A 17,323-nucleotide genomic window follows, 5' to 3' on the forward strand; every position below is an offset into this window, starting at 1 on the left:
CGAACCTTTGCAAGGATTGAGAACCGCGTCGCACGCTCGATGCGGTACGAATACGCGCTAGTGTCGCGATCCCCGATCCTGTCCGTTTCACGCCAAAACCGGATTGGGATGCGCAACCGCTCCGAGACGGAACGATCGACCTCGAGATCGGGACCGTGAAGACGTCCGCTCCCGAGATGCTGACGCGCCGGCTGTTTCGTGACCGCTATGTCGGTGCGTGCCGCGTCGACCACCCGCTTCTCGGTAGTGCGTCTGTGTCGGTCGGGAGCTGGCTGGCATTCGCTCATGTGCTGACTGCACGGCGTGGTGACGAAACGAGCCCCGTGGACGTCGCGCTGCGAGAGCGTGGCGTGCGACGGCGGGTGTCCATGGTCGTGCCGTCGTTTGGCAACGCGATGCAGGTAGCTCGCCGCTCCGACTTGCTCGCCGCCATCCCGCACTCCTGCGTAGGCAACATGTTCGCACCCGGACATGCTGCCGCGAATGGCTTGCAGTGGTTCGAACTGCCGGTGTCGACTCCTGCTTTCAATGTGTCGGCAATCTGGCACCCGCGCCTTGATCACGACGCGGCCCATCGTTGGCTGCGTGCGGAGGCGCTGGCACTCTGTCTGACCGCTTACCCGCAGGATTCGGTTAGCGGCAAGCGATCGCCGAGCCCGTAGAGGATGTGAACCTTCGTTAGCCCTTATTCGGTACGACTTGCTCCGCCGAATCCGTCGAACGCGTTCACGCAAGCACGATGTCGCTCGCTCCTCCGGATTGCACCATGATGTACACCACGTCGCCAGCTGTCTCATTCTTCACGTGGTGCACGACACCTGGCTCGACGGTGTAATGGTCGCGCACTTGCCGACTAACGGTCCGGCCGGCAATTCTCGTTTCAACGGTTAGAACGCCCTTCACGACAAGAAATCGGTCCTTCACATGCGTGTGATGATGCCACTGTGTCTCGCCGCCCGGCGCAACGGTCGTCTGGGCGACGGCGTAATCATCGGTCGTCAACAGAATCTTATAGACCACCTTTTGATTGGCCAGGGGGATGTCTTCGTCGTTCATTTGAATTTGCCCTTTTCCACAGTAGTCGACGGGCGCGTTCGCGTCCCGGAAAACGCGGGTGTCAGCGCGCTCGGTTTGTTCATGCAGCGGCATTCAATATAGGGCCCCGTGCTTTACGCTGGTAGCGACTAATTTGTGCACAATGACGCGAATTAAATTGACACCCTAGCCAGATGCGCCGATTGCCACCCCTCAATGCACTTCGCGCCTTCGACGCCGCAGCTCGTCACCTGAATATCTCGGCGGCAGCACGAGAGCTTCACGTCACTCACAGTGCCGTAAGCCATCAGGTACGGCAACTGGAAGAATGGTTGGGCAAACCGCTCTTCATACGTCACGCGGGCGGTGTCCGTCTGACCGCCGAGGGACAGAGCCTCAAGCAGGTTGCCGACCAGATCTTCTCGCAACTGCAAGCGCATTGCGAAGAACTCGCGGAACGGGCACCGATCGCCGAGATAGTGTTGGGGGCGCCGGCAAGCTTCCTCTCCAACTGGCTCATTCCGCGCCTGGACCGCTTTGAGTCGGCTCATCCGCGCGTGCGGGTCCGTCTGCAAACGAGTGGAACCATAGAAGATCTCCAAAAGCAGATCATCGACTGCCTCATTGTCAGTGGCGAAAGCTGGCCCGCGAACGTCGAAGCCGTCAGGCTGTTCGACGAGCATGTCGGTCCGGTGTGTGCGCCGGACTGGTCTCATCGCATCGGGGCACCGAAAGATTTGATCGGGCAGCCGTTACTGCACACATCGTCGCGCCCGCACGCCTGGCAAGCGTGGGCCGAAGGAAATGGGCTGCAACCTGCCTCATTCGCGAATGGCCGTCGATTCGATCACTTGTCATTGCTTCTCGAGGCTGCGGTCGCGCGTCTCGGTATTGCCATCGCCCCCGAAACGCTTGTACAGCGTGAAATTTCGCACGGTCGACTGATCGCGCCGCTCGGCTTCATTGCAACTGGCGCAACATTCGCCTTCTGTTCGATGGCCGGACTTTCAAACGAAGCTATTCGCGATTTTCGTGAATGGTTGATCGAGGAGGGCTAGCGCGCGCGGGCCATCGCCCAGCGGGTGCACGATGAGCGTCCGCTTGGCAGTTGGCCACACGCCCTCGCCGCGCGAGCCCAAGATACGCGACAATTCGAAGATCGGGAGACCATGCTCTGCCCGTCGGTAGATAATAGGGATGCCGATATCGAGGCGCGCCGTCGCGTTATCGCCGGCGTCCGTGTCGATCGCGTGACGACGCGCCCGCGCGGTCCGATGTTAGACTAACGGCGCTAGTCTGCCTCGTCATCGCGACGAACAAATCCCTTCCATTTCGAACGAGCGGCTATCTGTGCCCGTAGCGGCCGTCGCATCGAGCACTTTTGCGGTCTGACGCTTCGTTCACACTTCACGAGGACGAGAGTTTAGATGGACGAACAAGGCGTTGTTGCCCCGATTGTCACTCGTACCTGCACACGCTGCGGTGGCAAGGTGCTGCGGCCGGATTCGTCCTGTCCCCAATGCGGCGCGCCTGCGCGGTTTGTGGTCGCCGATCGTGCGCCCGCCACAGGGAACCCCGCAGCGGCAAAGCCTGGCGCACCGCACGGGCGTGTCGATGTTCCTCCGCCCCCGCCGCTGTCGCCGCGCCAAAACGCATTCTCGTTCGCATCGAACGACGCCGTGTATCCCGACGACGAGGTGGCTACGCCACCGCGTCGCGATACCGCTCGTCCGCGCGTGGGAAAGGGGGGCAGTGCTTACGTTTGGGTTGGCGTTCCTGCTCATCGGCGGATCGGGACTCTTGTACTGGATTCAGAATCACGAAACGCACGAAGAGCCGACGCGATCGATCGCCGCGCGAGGCATGGTGACGTCGAACGACGCGAATCAGCCCGCGCAGGCTACGACCATGCCGCAGGTTCCGGCGCTTGCCCCCAGCTCCGACGCGCCGCCGCCGAGTGACAAGGCATCCGCCGACAAAAATCAAAAGTCGATGCAACTCGCGCTCGCGCGAGCGCACGACGGTCTCGGAAAAAACAACCTGCAATTGGCGCGGTCCGGCATTCTTTGGGCGCTTTCGTTACAGCCGAACAATCCCGAGGCGCTCCGGCTCAGGCAGGATTTGCTGTCGCGAGAGGCGGCTCGCAATGCGGCCTTGAAGGCCGCGCGCAGTTGCGTCGTGCAGGAGCGTGCCATGTGTGCCTGGCAGAATGCAAACAGTGCGCTGTCGATCGATTCGAGCAGCAACGAAGCGAAGGGACTCGTCGCGCGCTCGATGCGGTAGAGCGGCCAGCGGATGGAGCGGTATCTCGCTCAGGCCGTTCAGCCGGACGACGTGGAGCATGCAGCCCACGTCGCGTACGTCATGACGCAGGTCGTGAAAGAGCGCGCCGGCGTCGTCCTGCCTTGAAAGTCCGATGCAGTCGGGTCAACGATTCACCAGCTTTTTCGGGAATGCCAGCGCCAGCGCGCAACCGAACAGGATGAACGCGGCAAACGCGTAAAGACCGGCGCTCTGCGTGTGGAAAGTGTCGCGAAGATAGCCGATGAGATACGTGCTCCCGAACCCGCCCACGTTCGCGATCGAGCACGCAAAAGCGATCCCGCCGGCTGCCGCCGTCCCGCGAAGAAACGTCGAAGGGAGCGCCCATACCACGGGCATCGCTGCCGCGGCGCCTGCATTCACGAGCGAGAAGAGCAGAACCGTCATCGCCGTACTCGGTGTCGTCGCGCCGGCGATCACCAGAGCAGTGGCCGCTACGGCGAACGGCACGACGATATGCCACCGACGCTCGCGCGCCCGGTCCGAGCTCGATCCGCAGAGCAACGTGCCGGCGACGGCGGCGGCGTTCGGAATGACCATCAGCCAGCCGATGTGATACGAGTCCGTGACGCCCGTATCGCGGAGAATGGTCGGCAGCCAGAAGCTCACGGCGTACAGGCCGAGCAGCACACACAGATCGATCAGGCCGAGCGACCACACCTTGCGGTTGGTGAAAGCTTCGCTCAACTTGTGACTCTTGTGCTCCGCGCTTTCCTCCGCAAGCTCCGCGCGCAGCGTCTTCTTTTCATCATCGGTCAGCCACTTCGCCGATTCGATGGTGTTCGGCAGCCAACGCAGCACGGCGAAGCCAAGCAGGATGGACGGCAGTGCTTCGAGCAGAAAGAGCCATTGCCAGCCGCCGAGTCCATGCGTTCCATCGAAGAAGCGCATGATCCAGCCGGAGATCGGGCTGCCGATCATGCTCGACATCGGAAGGCCGACCATGAACAGCGCCACGATCCGTGCGCGCCGCGCATCCGGATACCACTGCGTGAGATAGAGCAGCACGCCCGGCAGGAAGCCCGCTTCGGCCACGCCCAGCAGGAATCGCACGATGTAAAACTGCATCGGCGTATGCACGAACATCGTCGCGCCCGACAGCAGACCCCAAGTAATCATGATGCGCGCAATCCAGAACTTCGCGCCCACGCGCTGAAGGATGAGATTGCTCGGGACTTCGAACAGCACGTAGCCGACGAAGAACAGACCTGCGCCGAGTCCGTAGACGGCATCGCCGAATTTCAGCGCGTCGAGCATTTGAAGCTTTGCCAGTCCGATGTTCACGCGGTCCAGGTACGCCGCGAAATAACACAGGCAGAACAGCGTGATGAGGCGAGCCGTGACCTTCCGGTATAGCGCTTGATGCGTGTCGCTCGACGCGACGCTTACGCCAGGTTGAACAGTTGACATGGGCGACCTTGGTTAGGTGAGGATTCTTTGACGAAAACGTGTAGTTTGCGTCCGCAGGATCCTGTATAGCATGTCAAAATACAAGCGTACACGCTAGAAAATACCCTTAGAACTTTCTGTGGTCGAGGCGGCGGGGAGACAGCGGGACAATTACGCGTTTGCGCTACCACATAGCAATGATTCTCGCTGTGTCCGACATCGCCGCGACACGGGTAAGACCTCATGGATGAAACCGGTTTACGCACGGATATTAAGCGTATGCGCTCAAAGTTGCACCTCCGACGACAATCGCCGGCACCATCTTCGTGCAGGTGTCGTCGAGGTGGCGCGAAACGTCCCGGCGGCGAATTCGCCGGCCGCCGTCGATCATCGAATCTTGCTTTGGAGTCGGTCCGTTAAAATGGAAGCCCTTCGAGCGCGTCGCCGCGCGCCTCACTCTTTTGAAACCGCCTCTTCGGATATGTCGCTTCCAAACGACGATTACGACTTTCATGACCAGATCGGTCACCTGTTGCGTCGTGCCTATCAGCGCCACGTCGCGATCTTTCAGGAGGCGATTCCCGATTCGCAACTGACTGCCGCGCAATTCGTGGCGTTGTCCGCGGTGAAGGAGAGCAGGGGATGTTCGCTCAATGACATCGTCAAAACGACGGCGATCGATCAGGCGACGATTCGTGGCGTCGTCGATCGCCTCAAGGCGCGCGCGCTCGTGAAAGTCGTGCCGGACCCGACGGATGGTCGAAAGCTGGTGGTGAACGCCACGCCTCAGGGAGAAAGTCTCATCGACGCAACCGTGCCGTTCGCGGCGCAGGTCACGGAGCGTACCTACGGCAAGCTCAATCCGGGCGAGCGGGTGGCGTTGCAATATCTGCTGCGCAAGATGCTCGACCTCGACGAAAGCTGATTGCAGCCTACCGCTCGCTATGAGGAAGCAGTGCGAGCCTCTTCGTTCGACGCATAGCGACGGCCGGCCTCGTCCAGACCGGCGCGGATGGCGTCCGGCGTGTACGGCGGGGCGAAGAATCGCACGCCGGTTGCATCGAAAATGGCGTTAGCCAGCGCGGCGGGGCCAGGCACCGAAGCGGATTCGCCCGCACCCATCGGCGGTTCGCCTTGCCGGGGCATGAGCACCACGTCGATCGCGGGCACCTCGGCGAAGGTCAGTATCGGATAGCTCGACCAGTCACGCGCGGCGGTCTTGCCTTCGCTGAATCGCACGCGCTCTTTCAACGAGCGGCTCAACACCTGGATCACGTTGCCGTGAATCTGGTGACGCACGCCATCCGGGTTGATCATCGTACCCGTATCCTGTCCGATGACGACGCGCTCGACCTTGATCTCGCCGCTCAACCTGTCGACCACGAGATCGACGATCCACGCAGCCCACGCCGCGCCGAAGCCGGGGAAGCGGCTATGCACGTAGCGCGCGTAGGCGATGCCTCGTCCGCGCACGAGGCGGCCGTGCTTCTCGATGCGCTTTGGCCGGGCCTGCCAGCCGGCGCGCTCGGCGACGGCGCGCAGCAGGTCGATCGCCCGATCGTCCTTCAGATGCCGGATGCGGTACTCGAGCGGGTCGGTGCCCGTCAGCGCCGCGCATTCATCGGCAAAGGAATCGTGGGCGAAGGAATTGGGCAGCGCCGAGACGCCGCGCAGCCACGACGCACGCACGATCGACGCAAGATCCTCGCAGACGAAACGCCGGTTGGGCGATTCGTAGGGCGACACGGCCGTGCGGTCGCCCATTTCGAAAACGCCGGAAACGGCCGGCTGAACGCCGCTCAGCAGCAGAGCGAGCAGCGGCGCGTCGTTGGACGGATAGCGCGTCGAGAAGTCGTAGCCGACGAGCTCGCCGCCATCCGTGACCGTGCCCGTGACCTCCATCACCTGCCCGGTGCCCTTCGGTTCCCAGAGGTGCTCGTCCTGACGCGTCAACTGGACCCGGACCGGCTGCCCGGCCGCGCGTGAGAGCAGCAGCGCATCGCCGCACACATCGTCCGCGCAGTTGCGGCCGTAGCATCCGGCCGCTTCCAGGCGTTCGATGTCGAAGTCGGCCTCGCTTCGTCCGACGAGCTTCGCGAGGTCATGCCGCAAGGACACCGGATTCTGCGTGCCGGACCAGACCGTGATGCGCCCGTCGCCGGGCTCGCGGTAATCCGCGACCGCGCACGATGGCCCGATGGAACCGTGCATCTGATAAGGCCACACGTAAGTGCGCGAAAGGGTCGTGGTGCCCGCCGCGCCGCGCACACGTTCGACATCGCCTTCTTCGAGCAGCAGCCGGCGCGTCGCTGGCGCATTCGAGATGGCTTGCCCGATATCGTCCATCGACGTCAGGGGCGGCGTGTCGCGCCATTGCACCTTGAGTCTGCGCGCGGCGCGCGCCGCGAACTCTTCGCGCTCGGCCACGACGCCCACGAAATCGCCGACGACGACCACCGCGCGAAGTCCGGGGATATCGGCGACGGAAGATTCGTCGACCGAAATCAGGGATCGGCCGACGAACGGACCCGAGTCGATGCCGCTGTAAGGCGGACGCACCACGCGGCCATGCAGCATGCCGGGAACGCGCACGTCGTGAACGAAGGTCAGTTGGCCGGTGGCCTTCGCAGGCACATCCACGCGTCTGGACGAACGGCCGATGAGCCGATAGTCAGCCGGGTCTTTCGTCTTGATCTGCGCGTCCAGCTCGGCCGTGATCCGGCGGTTTTCCACCAGCTTGCCGAAGGAATAGCCGGCGGTGGCATCGGCGTCTTCGAGGAACACACGTCCGTTCGACGTCGTCAGCCGCTCGACGGCGACGTCCATGCGTTGCGCGGCAAGCTCGAGGAGAGCGAGCCGGGCCTGCGCTGCCGCGCATCGCAGCGGAACCGCCGATATCTGGATCGTGGCGCTGGCAATGGTCGGCCCCTGATTCGGCGTCGCGGCGGTCGATCCGAGGATCATGCGAACGCGTTCGGCGGGAACGTCGAGTTCTTCCGCCACGATCTGCGCCAGCGACGTGCGAATGCCCGTGCCCAGGTCCACATGCCCATTGAACGCGAGAATGCTTTCGTCGTCGAGAACAGCCACGAACACCTCGGGCACATCCGGTACGAAGGTCGAATGGCTTCCCGGCTGGCCCCGCGCGGGAACGACCGGCCTGACCGGCTGGCGAACGATGGCCAGGCGGCCGTTTCGGGCAAGCAGATCGGCGCGATTCACGTTCTTCCTCGTCATTCACTCAGGCGTCTGTCGGTGTGTGAACGGCTCAGGCGGTCCACTGGCGATTCCTGCACTACCGCGCGTTGGCTTCGGCTGCCGAGATCGCCGCGAGCGCGTCGGAGAGCGGCAGCACGGTCGCGTATTTCTGCGCCATGTCGAAAAGACTCGCTTCGTGCGGCGCCAGAGCGCGATCGCCGACGCAGTCCGACAGCACGAACGGACGAAAGCCGAACGACATGGCATCGACGACGCTCGCGCGCACGCATCCGCTCGTCACGGCGCCCGCCACCAGCAGCGTCTGGATGCCTTGCTGCGCGAGCCAGGGCGTCAGTTGCGTGCCGAAGAACGCCGACGGAACCGTCTTGCGCACCACCAGTTCGCCTTTTGCCGGCGTCAACGCTTCGACGATGGCGCTGTTGGGGTTGTCCTCGGTGAGCGTCGCCATGCCGGGGACTTTCAGCGAGAAGACGTTGTCGTCGCTGCCATCGGCCGCGTAGACGATGCGGCTGTGCGCGACGGGCCAGCCATTCTCGCGCGCGGCCGCAAGCGCCTGTTTCGTGCGCTCGATCGCCTGCGGGATATTGCCGCCGCCGAAGACCGCGGGGTCGGCGAAGCCCGCCACGAGGTCGACGATCAGCAGGGCGACGCGGCCTTGGGGCGCCATGGGCGTGCCGAAGCCCTGTTGCCGATAGACATGCGCTTCCGCATGCGAGGAGAGATCGTTCATGTCGTGCCTTCTATGCGTGGTTGGCGTCGAGCACGCGGCCATCGCGGACGACGACTTCGTTGTCGAGGGAGACGGTGCAATGGCGCAGCGGGATATCGATATGGCAGGTCGTCGTGCGATCGCCGCCGCCTTCGTTGTTCGGTCCGAGCGAGAACAGGAAGTTGCCCTCGAACGCACGCGCGTCCATGCCGATGGTGGCTTCGCGATCATAGAGACCGAGCGTCGACCAGCGTGCACGCGGCTGCAGCCCCCAGCCGATGTGCGAGATCGCATAGCCCTCGGGATCGTCGAAGGTTTCCATGTAGTCGCGCAGCAGCGCCGCATCCGTGCCGCCTTCGATCCGCACTGCATAGCCGCCTTCCACCGTGAGCGTGATCGGCTCGCTGACGTAGTGCTTCTGCGGCAGCAGAATATCGCCCCGGTCGATGACGATCTTGCCGTGCGCGGTCTTGTCGTTCGGAAACGTGAGCGCGAAACCGCTCGGCCAGTGGTCCCAGCGGCCGGGTTCATCGACGAAACCGTATTCGGCGATGGCGGGGAAATTGCCCATCGGGCACGTGAAGTCCGTGCCCGCGCCGGAATGCACGTGCATCTGACGCGCCTTCTCGATGCGCGCGGTCGCGGCGAGCACGCGGGTGCGATCCGCGAGCGTCGGAACGAGGCGCACGAGCACTTCGGGCGGCTCCACCGCCAGCAGGATCTTCGTGCCCGACTTCAGGATGTCGTGCTGCTCCGGCGAGAACAGCAAGGTCATCAGGTCCAGCACGAGATCGCTGTTCTTGAGCGCGGCGATCGCCGCCTGATTGCCGGTGAGCGGCGTCGTGCCGAGATACGCGAGCGAATCGCGGCTGAAACCCTTCTCGCCGTTGATGGGCGGCAGGTCCAGCCGGTTTACGATCGCGCCCATCGATTGCGTCGCGATGAGCGCGCACGACAAGGTCTGAGGATGCGTGCCGGCGCTCGTCAGAATGGTGACGGTCTGCCCGCGTTCGAGTTTCGAGAGCGTGAGCACTTCTTTCCACGCTTCGATGAGTTGATAGTCGCTGATCGCCATCGTCATCTCCAGAGAATGTGCGGTGCGCTCACGCAGGCTTGCGCAGGGACACGGGCGCGCCGAGGAAGTCGCCCAGCGCCGCATAGAAGCCAGCTTCGTTGTCCCACGGGATCATGTGGCCTGCATCCGGCACGCGCGTGTGCAGCATCGAAGGCGTGGCGCCTTGCAATTCATCGACGTCTTCGGGCCGGACCACGTCGCCGCGCTCGGCGGTGACGAGAAGCGACGGCACGTTCAGGCGCGCTGCATCGGCGAAGAAGTCGTCTTCATGGAAGCCCTTGAACGATGCCAGCACGGCCCGTTCGTCGCACGTATGCAGCCATTCCGCGCGCAACTGGCGCTGCTCGAAGGTCCACGTCGGACAGAACTGGCTCATGGCCTGCGCGTCCATGCCCTTGCGGGCGAGCGCGATCGAGTCGACATACCACGGCAACTGCGAAGGATAAGGACGGCGCCCCGGACCGGACGCGGGTGGATCGACCAGCACGACGCTCCTGAGTCCGCGCTCGATGCGTCCTGCCGCGCGCGCGGCGATGCGTGCGCCCATCGAGTGGCCGAGCAGACTGAAGGCGTCGAGGTCCAGGGCCGAGACGAACGCGGCGATGTCGTCGGCTTGCGCGTCGAGACTGTAGTCGAGCGTGTCCGATGCCGACGAGAGCCCGCGCCCGCGCACATCGAGAATAAAGGTGTCGAAGCGGCTTCCGAGAACTTCGCCGACAAAGCCCCACGTGATCGCCGGACTCGTGATGCCCGGAATGAGGACGATGGCCGGCCGCGTCGATCGCTCGCCGGCGCTGCCCGCGCCGGGCCCATAGCGCAGGTAATGCTGGCGAATGCCGTTGGCGAACACATTGCCGCCATGAAGAAACGTGGATGACATGGTGTGGCTCCGCAAAAGTTGCCGGGCGGCTCAGTACGCGCCGGACAGCAGCGCGCCTGCGCCGGGAACGATGGGCTCCAGATCGAGATGGCGCAGCATCGCGTAGGTGGTGGCGATGGCGGCCGTGATGACGGGCTTGCCGGTCATCGCTTCGACCCTGGCGACGGCGGGCAGCGACGGCATCTGAACGCATGCCGAGAGCACGATGGCATCGGCGTCCGGATACTTCATCTTCGAGACGATCTCCGGCAGCCGCGACGGGTCATGACGCCCGACTTCGAGGTTGTCGGGAATCTCGAGCGCCCGCCAGTCGATGACCTCGTAGCCTTCGCTGCCGATGTAATCCACGACGAGTTCCGTCAGCGGCTTCATGTACGGGGCGACGACCACTATCCGCTTCGCGCCGATCACTTTCAATGCGTCGACGAGTGCGCCTGCACTGGTCAGCACGGGCGCGTGAGCGCCGTTCTCCGTCGTGTGCTTCGTCAGGCGCTCCTGCGACACGCGGTGATAGCCGCGGCCCATCGCCATGATGGCGACGAGGCACGCGTACCCGAGCACATCGACACGCGCATCCGACAGTTCGATCGCGCAGCGGTCCGATTCTGCGTCCATGGCGGCCAGTTCTTCCTTGACGACCTTCTTCATGCGCATGCGGCTCGAATGAAACGTGAAGCGCTCGGGCCGGATGGTTTCGCGCAGGCGCAGCATCGCGGGGATCTCCGTCTCCATCGTCGTATTGGAACTCGGCACGATCTGGCCGATGCGATAGGTCTTGAACATGGATACTCCTGGCCGGTGAGGAAAATTGCGTCGAAGTCTAGCGTGTACGTTATAAAACGACAAGCTGATCAAAAACATTCGCGTGCTGTTTGTGTCGGTATTTTCCCTATAAAACGATGTACTAATGCGCTGTCACGAGGCACTTCACAAGCTTCGGAATATTTTTGCTTGTTTTCATGATATTGAGTGTGTACGCTGTAAATCACACCGTTACTCCGCTTGCTGGATGTCATCGCGTGACACCACGGGCACACATCGATCAGGAGAATTCCATGAGCAAAGCCCGCATTGCCGTCATCGGCGCTGGACTTGGCGGCGCGACCGCTGCCGCATTGCTGGAGAGGAGCGGCTACGACGTCGTCCTGTACGAACAGGCGCACGCGTTCTCGCGACTGGGCGCGGGCATCCACGTCGGGCCGAACATGATGAAGGTGATGCGCCGGATCGGCTGTGAGGACGCGCTCAACAAGATGGGATCGCATCCCGACTACTGGTACAGCCGGGATGGCAGGACGTCGGAAATCATGTCGCAGATTCCGCTCGGCGACTTTGCCGTCAAGAACTACGGCGCGAGCTATCTGACCGTGCATCGCGGCGACTTTCACGCGCTGCTGACGCAGGCGAGCAGCCCGGGCGTCGTGCGTTTCGGCAAGAAGCTGAGCTCGGTCGAAGATACCGGCAACGAAGTGCGGATGACCTTCGCCGATGGCTCCGTCGAGACGGCCGACATCGTGATCGGCGCGGATGGCGTGAATTCGAAGATTCGCGATCATCTGCTGGGTGCGGAGCCGCCCAAGTACACCGGCTGGGTCGCGCATCGCGCGGTGTTTCCGGCGTCGTTGCTCAATAACAAGCCGTATGACGCCTGCGTGAAATGGTGGTCGGGCGACCGTCACATGATGGTCTACTACGTCACCGAGAAACACGACGAGTATTACTACGTCACGGGCGTGCCGCAGAAGGAATGGCCGGCGGGCGTGCCATTCATGGAAAGCAGCCGCGAAGAGATGAAGGAAGCATTCGCAGGCTGGCATCCGGACATTCAGCATCTGATCGATGTCTCGCCGTCCATCTCCAAGTGGCCGTTGCTCGAACGCGATCCGCTGCCGCTCTGGAGCCGTGGCCGCATGGTCCTGCTGGGCGATGCCTGCCATCCGATGAAGCCGCACATGGCGCAGGGCGCTGCGATGGCGATCGAAGATGCGGCGATGCTGACGCGCTGTCTCGACGAAGTCGGCGTGTCCGACTACACGAATGCGTTCGCGCTCTACGAAGCCAACCGGTCCACGCGCGCTTCGAAGGTCCAACTCGTGTCGCACAACAACACCTGGCTGCGCACGAACGAGGATCCGGCCTGGTGCTTCGGATACGACGTGTACGAAATTCCGCTCGTCTCGCCGCAGAAAGCCACGGCGCCCGCCGAGGCTTGAGGTTTTTGACTGCCTCGCCTTTGGCGGCGGGGCAGGCTAGCATCGAACGTTTCGGGCGTGCGCTGCTGTCGGCGCTCGCCGCTTCCTTTTCGGGGTTCATGTCATGTCTCATCCGCGCCCGGTCGATGGTCCCGTCACGCTTCGCGTGAACGGGCACACGCGCACCGTCGCGTTCGTGGCGTCGGATGCTCCATTGCTCACGGTCCTGCGCAACGATTTCGAACTGAACGGACCGAAGTTCGGCTGCGGGCTCGGACAGTGCGGCGCGTGCACCGTGATCGTCGATGGCCACGCGACGCGCGCCTGCGTCGTGCCCGCCGTCGCCGCGACCGGTCGCGATATCGTGACGCTCGAAGGACTCGGGACGCCGGAGCATCCGCACTTCATTCAACGCGCATTCATCGAGGAACAGGCGGCGCAGTGCGGGTACTGTCTAAACGGCATGATCATGAGCACCAAGGTGCTGCTCGAGCGCAATCCCGTTCCCGGCGACGACGAAATCCGCGATGCGTTGCGCTACAACCTGTGCCGGTGCGGAACGCACATCGAGATCATGAACGCGGTGCGCCGGGCCGCTCGCTATCTTCAGCAAGATGAGCAATAGAACGATCGATAGCGTGGATATCGCGGATGCGCCGCCGCACGCGGGAACGGCCAGTGCGGAGCCGACGACGCATCGGGCGCGCACCTATCGCTGGCCAGCGGGCGAAGAGGCCTGTCTCGCGTCGCTGGAAGTGAGCGTGGACGCGACGCCATCGGGCCTGATGCGAAGCTATCGATACCGCGTGTCCCTGGACGGGCCCGGGAGCGCATCAGAAAAGGGTCTGTTCGCGCCGGACTGGCGACCCGCGTCGCCGCAAAGCATGTTGTATCGCCATGCGCATGCCTCGCTGACGTTCGATTCCCCGGCGCCCGTTGTTCCGGAGCACGCGCACGTGTTCGCGCGCGAGTCCTTCATGGATGAGACGGCGAGCGAGCTTGCCCTCGACCCCGTCGACTTGCGCCTGCGCCATCTCGACGCCGATGAGGATGCGGGCGCGCGGGAAGTCGTCCGGATGGTCACGGAACGCGCGGCGTGGGGCCGCAAGGAGCGTACCGACGCAGGTTCGCAGTGGCTCGGCGGCCGTGGTTTCGCGATGGACGGCGAGCGGGAAGGCGAGCCAAACTGGTCGGCGTGGATCGTGGATATCGATGTGCATCGGCAGACCGGAGATGTCGCGGTGCGCCGCGTCGTCGCCGGGTATGGCGAAGGCTCCGGCAGCCTGCCGGTTCTGCATGGCGTGCCGCATACGCTCGTCGAGCGCGCGGTGTCGCTGGCGCTCGGCCACGCGTCGAATGCGCGACCCACGCATGACGAAGCTGCCGCGTCCGCGCCGATGTCGTTCGATATCGCGTCGGCTGCCGGCACAACGTCCTTGAGCACGCAAGGCACGCCGGATGCGCTGCCGACGCCGGACGCGCAGCGCGCCGCGGCGCCGGCGGTCGCCGCCATCGCAAACGCAATCTTCGATGCAACCGGCGTGCGTTTCAGGCAACCGCCGTTCGATTCGCAGCACCTTCGGTCGAAGCTGGCTGGCACGGAGCCACCGCAGCCGGTTCATCACGGCGTGGCAGCGGCGCGACCCGGCCGCATCAAGAGGCTGCTCGCCGGAGGTGGCATCGCCGGAGTCATCGGCGGGATGGTGGGTCTGGCGTGCGCCATCATTCCGGGGCCGCGGGAGATCGCGCCGATCGCGCCGGGCAGCCTCGGTGCGTCGACGTGGAGCGCGGCGACGCTCGAACGAGGCCGGCAGATCGCCCTGGTCGGCGACTGCGCGGTCTGTCATACGGCGCCGGAGGGACAGAAGAATGCAGGCGGGTTCGCGCTCGAAACGCCGTTCGGCACCATCTACTCGACCAACATCACGCCGGACGCGGAGACGGGAATCGGCCTATGGTCGTATGCAGCGTTCGAGCGCGCCATGCGCAAGGGCATCGCACGCGACGGCACGCATCTTTATCCCGCGTTCCCCTATACGGCTTTCGCCAGGATGAGCGAGCCGGACATGCTGGCGCTCTATGCGTATCTGATGTCGCAACCGGCGGTGAAGCACACACCGCCGAAGACGAGCCTGCCGTTTCCGATGAACCTGCGCCCGGCGGTCGCCGGATGGAACTGGCTGTTTCATGACGACAGCGAGTTCAAGCCCGATGCATCGAAATCGGCGATGTGGAATCGCGGCAAATATCTCGTCGATGGCGCGGCGCATTGCGGTGCGTGCCACACGCCACGCAACCGGCTGGGCGCGGAGAAGGGCGGTCTGGCGTATCTGGCCGGTGGCGAGGCGGAAGGCTGGGATGCGCCGGCTTTGGTCGGGCATCGCGGGCCCGTTCCCTGGACCGAGAAGGCGCTCTTCGATTACCTTCGCACCGGGTTTTCGAAAGAACACGGCGTGGCGGCAGGTCCGATGGGACCGGTCGTCGCCGGGCTGGCCGAACTTCCGGAGCCCGATGTAAAGGCGATTGCGCACTACATCACGTCGTTGTCTCCGAAAGTCGACGAGGCAGCAGTCGCCAGCGCGGCGCAGAAGCAGTCGAACGGCGCCGATGTGGTCAGCGTCATGGGCCTCGAGCGCGGGCGCCAGACCTTCGAGACCGCATGCGCGGTGTGTCACGCGGCATCGGGCGGCGTCGGGCATCTGGGCGTGAGACCGCTGATGGGCCTCAATACCAGCGTGGCGCAGAGCCGGCCTGACAACCTGCTGCATGTTCTGCACAACGGCATCGACAGTCCGGCCACGGCCGAACTGGGGTATATGCCCCGCTTCGGTGATGTCTATGACGACAAGCAGATGGCCGAACTCGCAGCCTACATTCGGGCACGATATGCGCCTGACCAGCCTGCGTGGGCGGACCTCGAACGTGTCTCCGCTCAAGTCAGGGAGGCGGCGCACTGAAGCCGTCAAGATCTTTACGACACAGGCCTGCTCGTGCGCCATCTGGTGCTCGACGAGGCGCCGAGCTTCGACAGTAAGCGCCTGCAGGCTGGCGCGCTTTCGCGATGGGATCTCAGGCTCGGAAGCCAGGAAATAGCGGGAAGCGTGCTGCGGTTGCGTCATACCTACCGGAGTCATCTGCGACGTCACGGAAATGCCCTCCTGGCGCAGAACTCCGACCAGCTTTCGAGTCACCGCGCGCACGAGCAACTCCTTGTGCCGCTGCTCGGCTCATCCCCGCAGTGCCGCGACGATCTCGATCCAGTTCGCACCGCGACCACCAACCGCGCGCGACGCATGGGTCAATGCGCCGGTTCGGGAATCGATTCGATACGCACTGATGTTCGACGATAGCTCTCCACATGCCACAAGAAACGAGCCACTCGGATCGATCTTGAAGCCGCGCGGCTGGCGCTCGGTTTCCGTCCAACCAGTGTCGGCAACGGCGGCGCCATCTTCCGACACGCGATAGACAACGATGCGACTCGTGTTGCGATCCGATGCATACAAAAAGCGGCCGCTTGGATGCACCTGAAGGTCCGCATTCCAAATGGACACAGCGAGCACTTCAGGATCAGGCTGCTTCGGCGCGCCGGCAGCAGGGCGGCTAAATCCCGGCTGTAATCCGGCGAATGCCTTCGCGCGCGAGGAAACGCTGAGGAAGGTCAGCCTGCCGCTGACCAGATCCCGTTCGAAGACTGCAATGTCGCCCCGGAATTCGCTCAGCACGTAAAGATGGCGCCCGGAAGGCGACAGGCGCAAGTGACGTGGACCGAAGCCGCGCTCGAGGTCCACGGTGTCGACTTCGCGGAGAGGGGAATCGGCGCTGTCGCGGCGAATCTGAAACCCGATGATCTGGTCGCTGCCATGTGCGCTGACGTACACGAATCGGTCGTCATCGGACACCGCGGTCCCGTGAGCATGAGATATGTCGTCGATGACCTGCACGGGCCGGTTCCCGTCGTATGCCGCATATACCGTGAGGCGATGTTCGCTGTACGACGATCCGAAGATCAGCGACCCGCAACGGTCGCTCTCCAAGTACACGTTGCTTGCTTCGACTTCGTTCCGATGCGTCTGCGTGAGCTTGCCCGTGTGCCGGTCGATGGCGAATGTCAGTAAGGAGCGTCGGGCGCCACGCGTAGCTGCGACGAAAGATGACTGGTCCGCTGAAAGTGCCAACGGCATGACACGTTCCGCCGCAGGATGGCGCTCCAGCGCCGTCAGGTTCCCGGTCCGTCCGTCGAGCGCGAAAACGCCTATGTCTGCATCGTCGGCGTACGAAACGAAAGCGAAGAAGTTCATCTTGATCTGGCGTGTGGAGTCAGACGTTTGACGACGTGATGAACCAGATAGTACAAAACAGCCGCTCACGGCATCAAGATCCCTGGTATTTTCCCTTACGAAAAGGCCTGGTTTGAGTGCCAATTGCGTTTCGCAATGTCAATATTGCGTTCATTGCATTGTCAGAGTGTGCGCGGAATCGTATCTTCGTCTCCATTCGAG

At 63.5% G+C, this 17,323-nt stretch carries 15 protein-coding genes; 7 read left to right on the top strand and 8 right to left on the bottom strand.

Features of this window, described 5'->3' with window-relative positions; translation table 11 throughout:
• Positions 1–68 precede the first annotated feature (68 nt).
• The gene (locus AWB77_RS34310) at positions 69–662 is read left to right on the top strand and encodes a LysR substrate-binding domain-containing protein (protein ID WP_279616178.1); all 594 of its coding nucleotides are present in this window, start codon (positions 69–71) and stop codon (positions 660–662) included.
• A gap of 64 nt (positions 663–726) precedes the next feature.
• On the opposite strand, the gene AWB77_RS10425 is transcribed toward AWB77_RS34310, so the two are convergent.
• Positions 727–1,149: a cupin domain-containing protein gene (locus AWB77_RS10425; RefSeq protein WP_244158513.1), complete on the bottom strand. Its 423-nt coding sequence runs from the start codon at positions 1,147–1,149 to the stop codon at positions 727–729.
• 80 nt (positions 1,150–1,229) lie between these two features.
• On the opposite strand from AWB77_RS10425, the gene AWB77_RS10430 reads away from it, so the two are divergent.
• On the top strand, positions 1,230–2,093 hold the full coding sequence (locus AWB77_RS10430; RefSeq protein WP_061134346.1) for a LysR substrate-binding domain-containing protein: 864 nt from the start codon (positions 1,230–1,232) through the stop codon (positions 2,091–2,093).
• 481 nt (positions 2,094–2,574) lie between these two features.
• Positions 2,575–3,318 (top strand): hypothetical protein, encoded by a 744-nt coding sequence (locus tag AWB77_RS10435; RefSeq protein WP_157694792.1) that lies wholly within the window; start codon positions 2,575–2,577, stop codon positions 3,316–3,318.
• A 144-nt stretch (positions 3,319–3,462) separates the two neighbouring features.
• Here the strand turns inward: AWB77_RS10435 and AWB77_RS10440 are convergent, their stop codons facing one another.
• Positions 3,463–4,767 (bottom strand): MFS transporter, encoded by a 1,305-nt coding sequence (locus AWB77_RS10440; RefSeq protein ID WP_061134348.1) that lies wholly within the window; start codon positions 4,765–4,767, stop codon positions 3,463–3,465.
• Between the two features lie 460 nt (positions 4,768–5,227).
• On the opposite strand from AWB77_RS10440, the gene AWB77_RS10445 reads away from it, so the two are divergent.
• Positions 5,228–5,671 (top strand): MarR family winged helix-turn-helix transcriptional regulator, encoded by a 444-nt coding sequence (locus tag AWB77_RS10445; RefSeq protein WP_061134349.1) that lies wholly within the window; start codon positions 5,228–5,230, stop codon positions 5,669–5,671.
• A 17-nt stretch (positions 5,672–5,688) separates the two neighbouring features.
• On the opposite strand, the gene AWB77_RS10450 is transcribed toward AWB77_RS10445, so the two are convergent.
• The 5 genes from AWB77_RS10450 to AWB77_RS10470 all read right to left on the bottom strand — a co-directional run bounded on the left by AWB77_RS10450 (position 5,689) and on the right by AWB77_RS10470 (position 11,412).
• Complete coding sequence (locus AWB77_RS10450) at positions 5,689–7,968, bottom strand: xanthine dehydrogenase family protein molybdopterin-binding subunit (protein ID WP_061134460.1); 2,280 nt, start codon at positions 7,966–7,968, stop codon at positions 5,689–5,691.
• A 73-nt stretch (positions 7,969–8,041) separates the two neighbouring features.
• Positions 8,042–8,695 carry an isochorismatase family protein gene (locus tag AWB77_RS10455; protein WP_061134350.1) on the bottom strand — a complete coding sequence of 218 codons (654 nt, stop codon included), beginning with the start codon at positions 8,693–8,695 and terminating at the stop codon, positions 8,042–8,044.
• Between the two features lie 10 nt (positions 8,696–8,705).
• Entirely contained in the window at positions 8,706–9,749 is a 1,044-nt protein-coding gene (locus AWB77_RS10460; protein ID WP_061134461.1) for a 2,5-dihydroxypyridine 5,6-dioxygenase NicX family protein, read from the bottom strand.
• A gap of 28 nt (positions 9,750–9,777) precedes the next feature.
• On the bottom strand, positions 9,778–10,629 hold the full coding sequence (locus AWB77_RS10465; RefSeq protein ID WP_061134351.1) for an alpha/beta fold hydrolase: 852 nt from the start codon (positions 10,627–10,629) through the stop codon (positions 9,778–9,780).
• A gap of 30 nt (positions 10,630–10,659) precedes the next feature.
• Entirely contained in the window at positions 10,660–11,412 is a 753-nt protein-coding gene (locus tag AWB77_RS10470) for a maleate cis-trans isomerase family protein (protein ID WP_061134352.1), read from the bottom strand.
• 272 nt (positions 11,413–11,684) lie between these two features.
• On the opposite strand from AWB77_RS10470, the gene AWB77_RS10475 reads away from it, so the two are divergent.
• From AWB77_RS10475 to AWB77_RS10485, 3 genes are all read left to right on the top strand, one after another.
• Positions 11,685–12,842 carry an FAD-dependent monooxygenase gene (locus tag AWB77_RS10475; RefSeq protein ID WP_061134353.1) on the top strand — a complete coding sequence of 386 codons (1,158 nt, stop codon included), beginning with the start codon at positions 11,685–11,687 and terminating at the stop codon, positions 12,840–12,842.
• Between the two features lie 103 nt (positions 12,843–12,945).
• On the top strand, positions 12,946–13,446 hold the full coding sequence (locus AWB77_RS10480) for a (2Fe-2S)-binding protein (protein WP_061134354.1): 501 nt from the start codon (positions 12,946–12,948) through the stop codon (positions 13,444–13,446).
• Positions 13,436–15,778, top strand: coding sequence for a c-type cytochrome (locus tag AWB77_RS10485; RefSeq protein WP_061134355.1), 2,343 nt, complete (start codon positions 13,436–13,438; stop codon positions 15,776–15,778). Before AWB77_RS10480 ends, AWB77_RS10485 begins: the two co-directional genes overlap by 11 nt.
• A 270-nt stretch (positions 15,779–16,048) precedes the next feature.
• Here the strand turns inward: AWB77_RS10485 and AWB77_RS10490 are convergent, their stop codons facing one another.
• Positions 16,049–17,122 (bottom strand): lactonase family protein, encoded by a 1,074-nt coding sequence (locus AWB77_RS10490; RefSeq protein ID WP_061134356.1) that lies wholly within the window; start codon positions 17,120–17,122, stop codon positions 16,049–16,051.
• Positions 17,123–17,323: the final 201 nt, after the last annotated feature.

The organism is Caballeronia fortuita (genome assembly GCF_001544835.2).
Taxonomy (GTDB): Bacteria; Pseudomonadota; Gammaproteobacteria; order Burkholderiales; family Burkholderiaceae; genus Caballeronia; species Caballeronia fortuita.

Bases quoted from the DNA above. Each gene is read 5' to 3' on its own strand.
- AWB77_RS10470 (WP_061134352.1), bottom strand. From the start codon at position 11,412: ATGTTCAAGACCTATCGCATCGGCCAGATCGTGCCGAGTTCCAATACG.
- AWB77_RS10460 (WP_061134461.1), bottom strand. From the start codon at position 9,749: ATGGCGATCAGCGACTATCAACTCATCGAAGCGTGGAAAGAAGTGCTC.
- AWB77_RS10425 (WP_244158513.1), bottom strand. From the start codon at position 1,149: ATGCCGCTGCATGAACAAACCGAGCGCGCTGACACCCGCGTTTTCCGG.
- AWB77_RS10475 (WP_061134353.1), top strand. From the start codon at position 11,685: ATGAGCAAAGCCCGCATTGCCGTCATCGGCGCTGGACTTGGCGGCGCG.
- AWB77_RS10430 (WP_061134346.1), top strand. From the start codon at position 1,230: ATGCGCCGATTGCCACCCCTCAATGCACTTCGCGCCTTCGACGCCGCA.
- AWB77_RS10490 (WP_061134356.1), bottom strand. From the start codon at position 17,122: ATGAACTTCTTCGCTTTCGTTTCGTACGCCGACGATGCAGACATAGGC.
- AWB77_RS10440 (WP_061134348.1), bottom strand. From the start codon at position 4,767: ATGTCAACTGTTCAACCTGGCGTAAGCGTCGCGTCGAGCGACACGCAT.
- AWB77_RS10485 (WP_061134355.1), top strand. From the start codon at position 13,436: ATGAGCAATAGAACGATCGATAGCGTGGATATCGCGGATGCGCCGCCG.
- AWB77_RS10480 (WP_061134354.1), top strand. From the start codon at position 12,946: ATGTCTCATCCGCGCCCGGTCGATGGTCCCGTCACGCTTCGCGTGAAC.
- AWB77_RS10445 (WP_061134349.1), top strand. From the start codon at position 5,228: ATGTCGCTTCCAAACGACGATTACGACTTTCATGACCAGATCGGTCAC.
- AWB77_RS10455 (WP_061134350.1), bottom strand. From the start codon at position 8,695: ATGAACGATCTCTCCTCGCATGCGGAAGCGCATGTCTATCGGCAACAG.
- AWB77_RS10465 (WP_061134351.1), bottom strand. From the start codon at position 10,629: ATGTCATCCACGTTTCTTCATGGCGGCAATGTGTTCGCCAACGGCATT.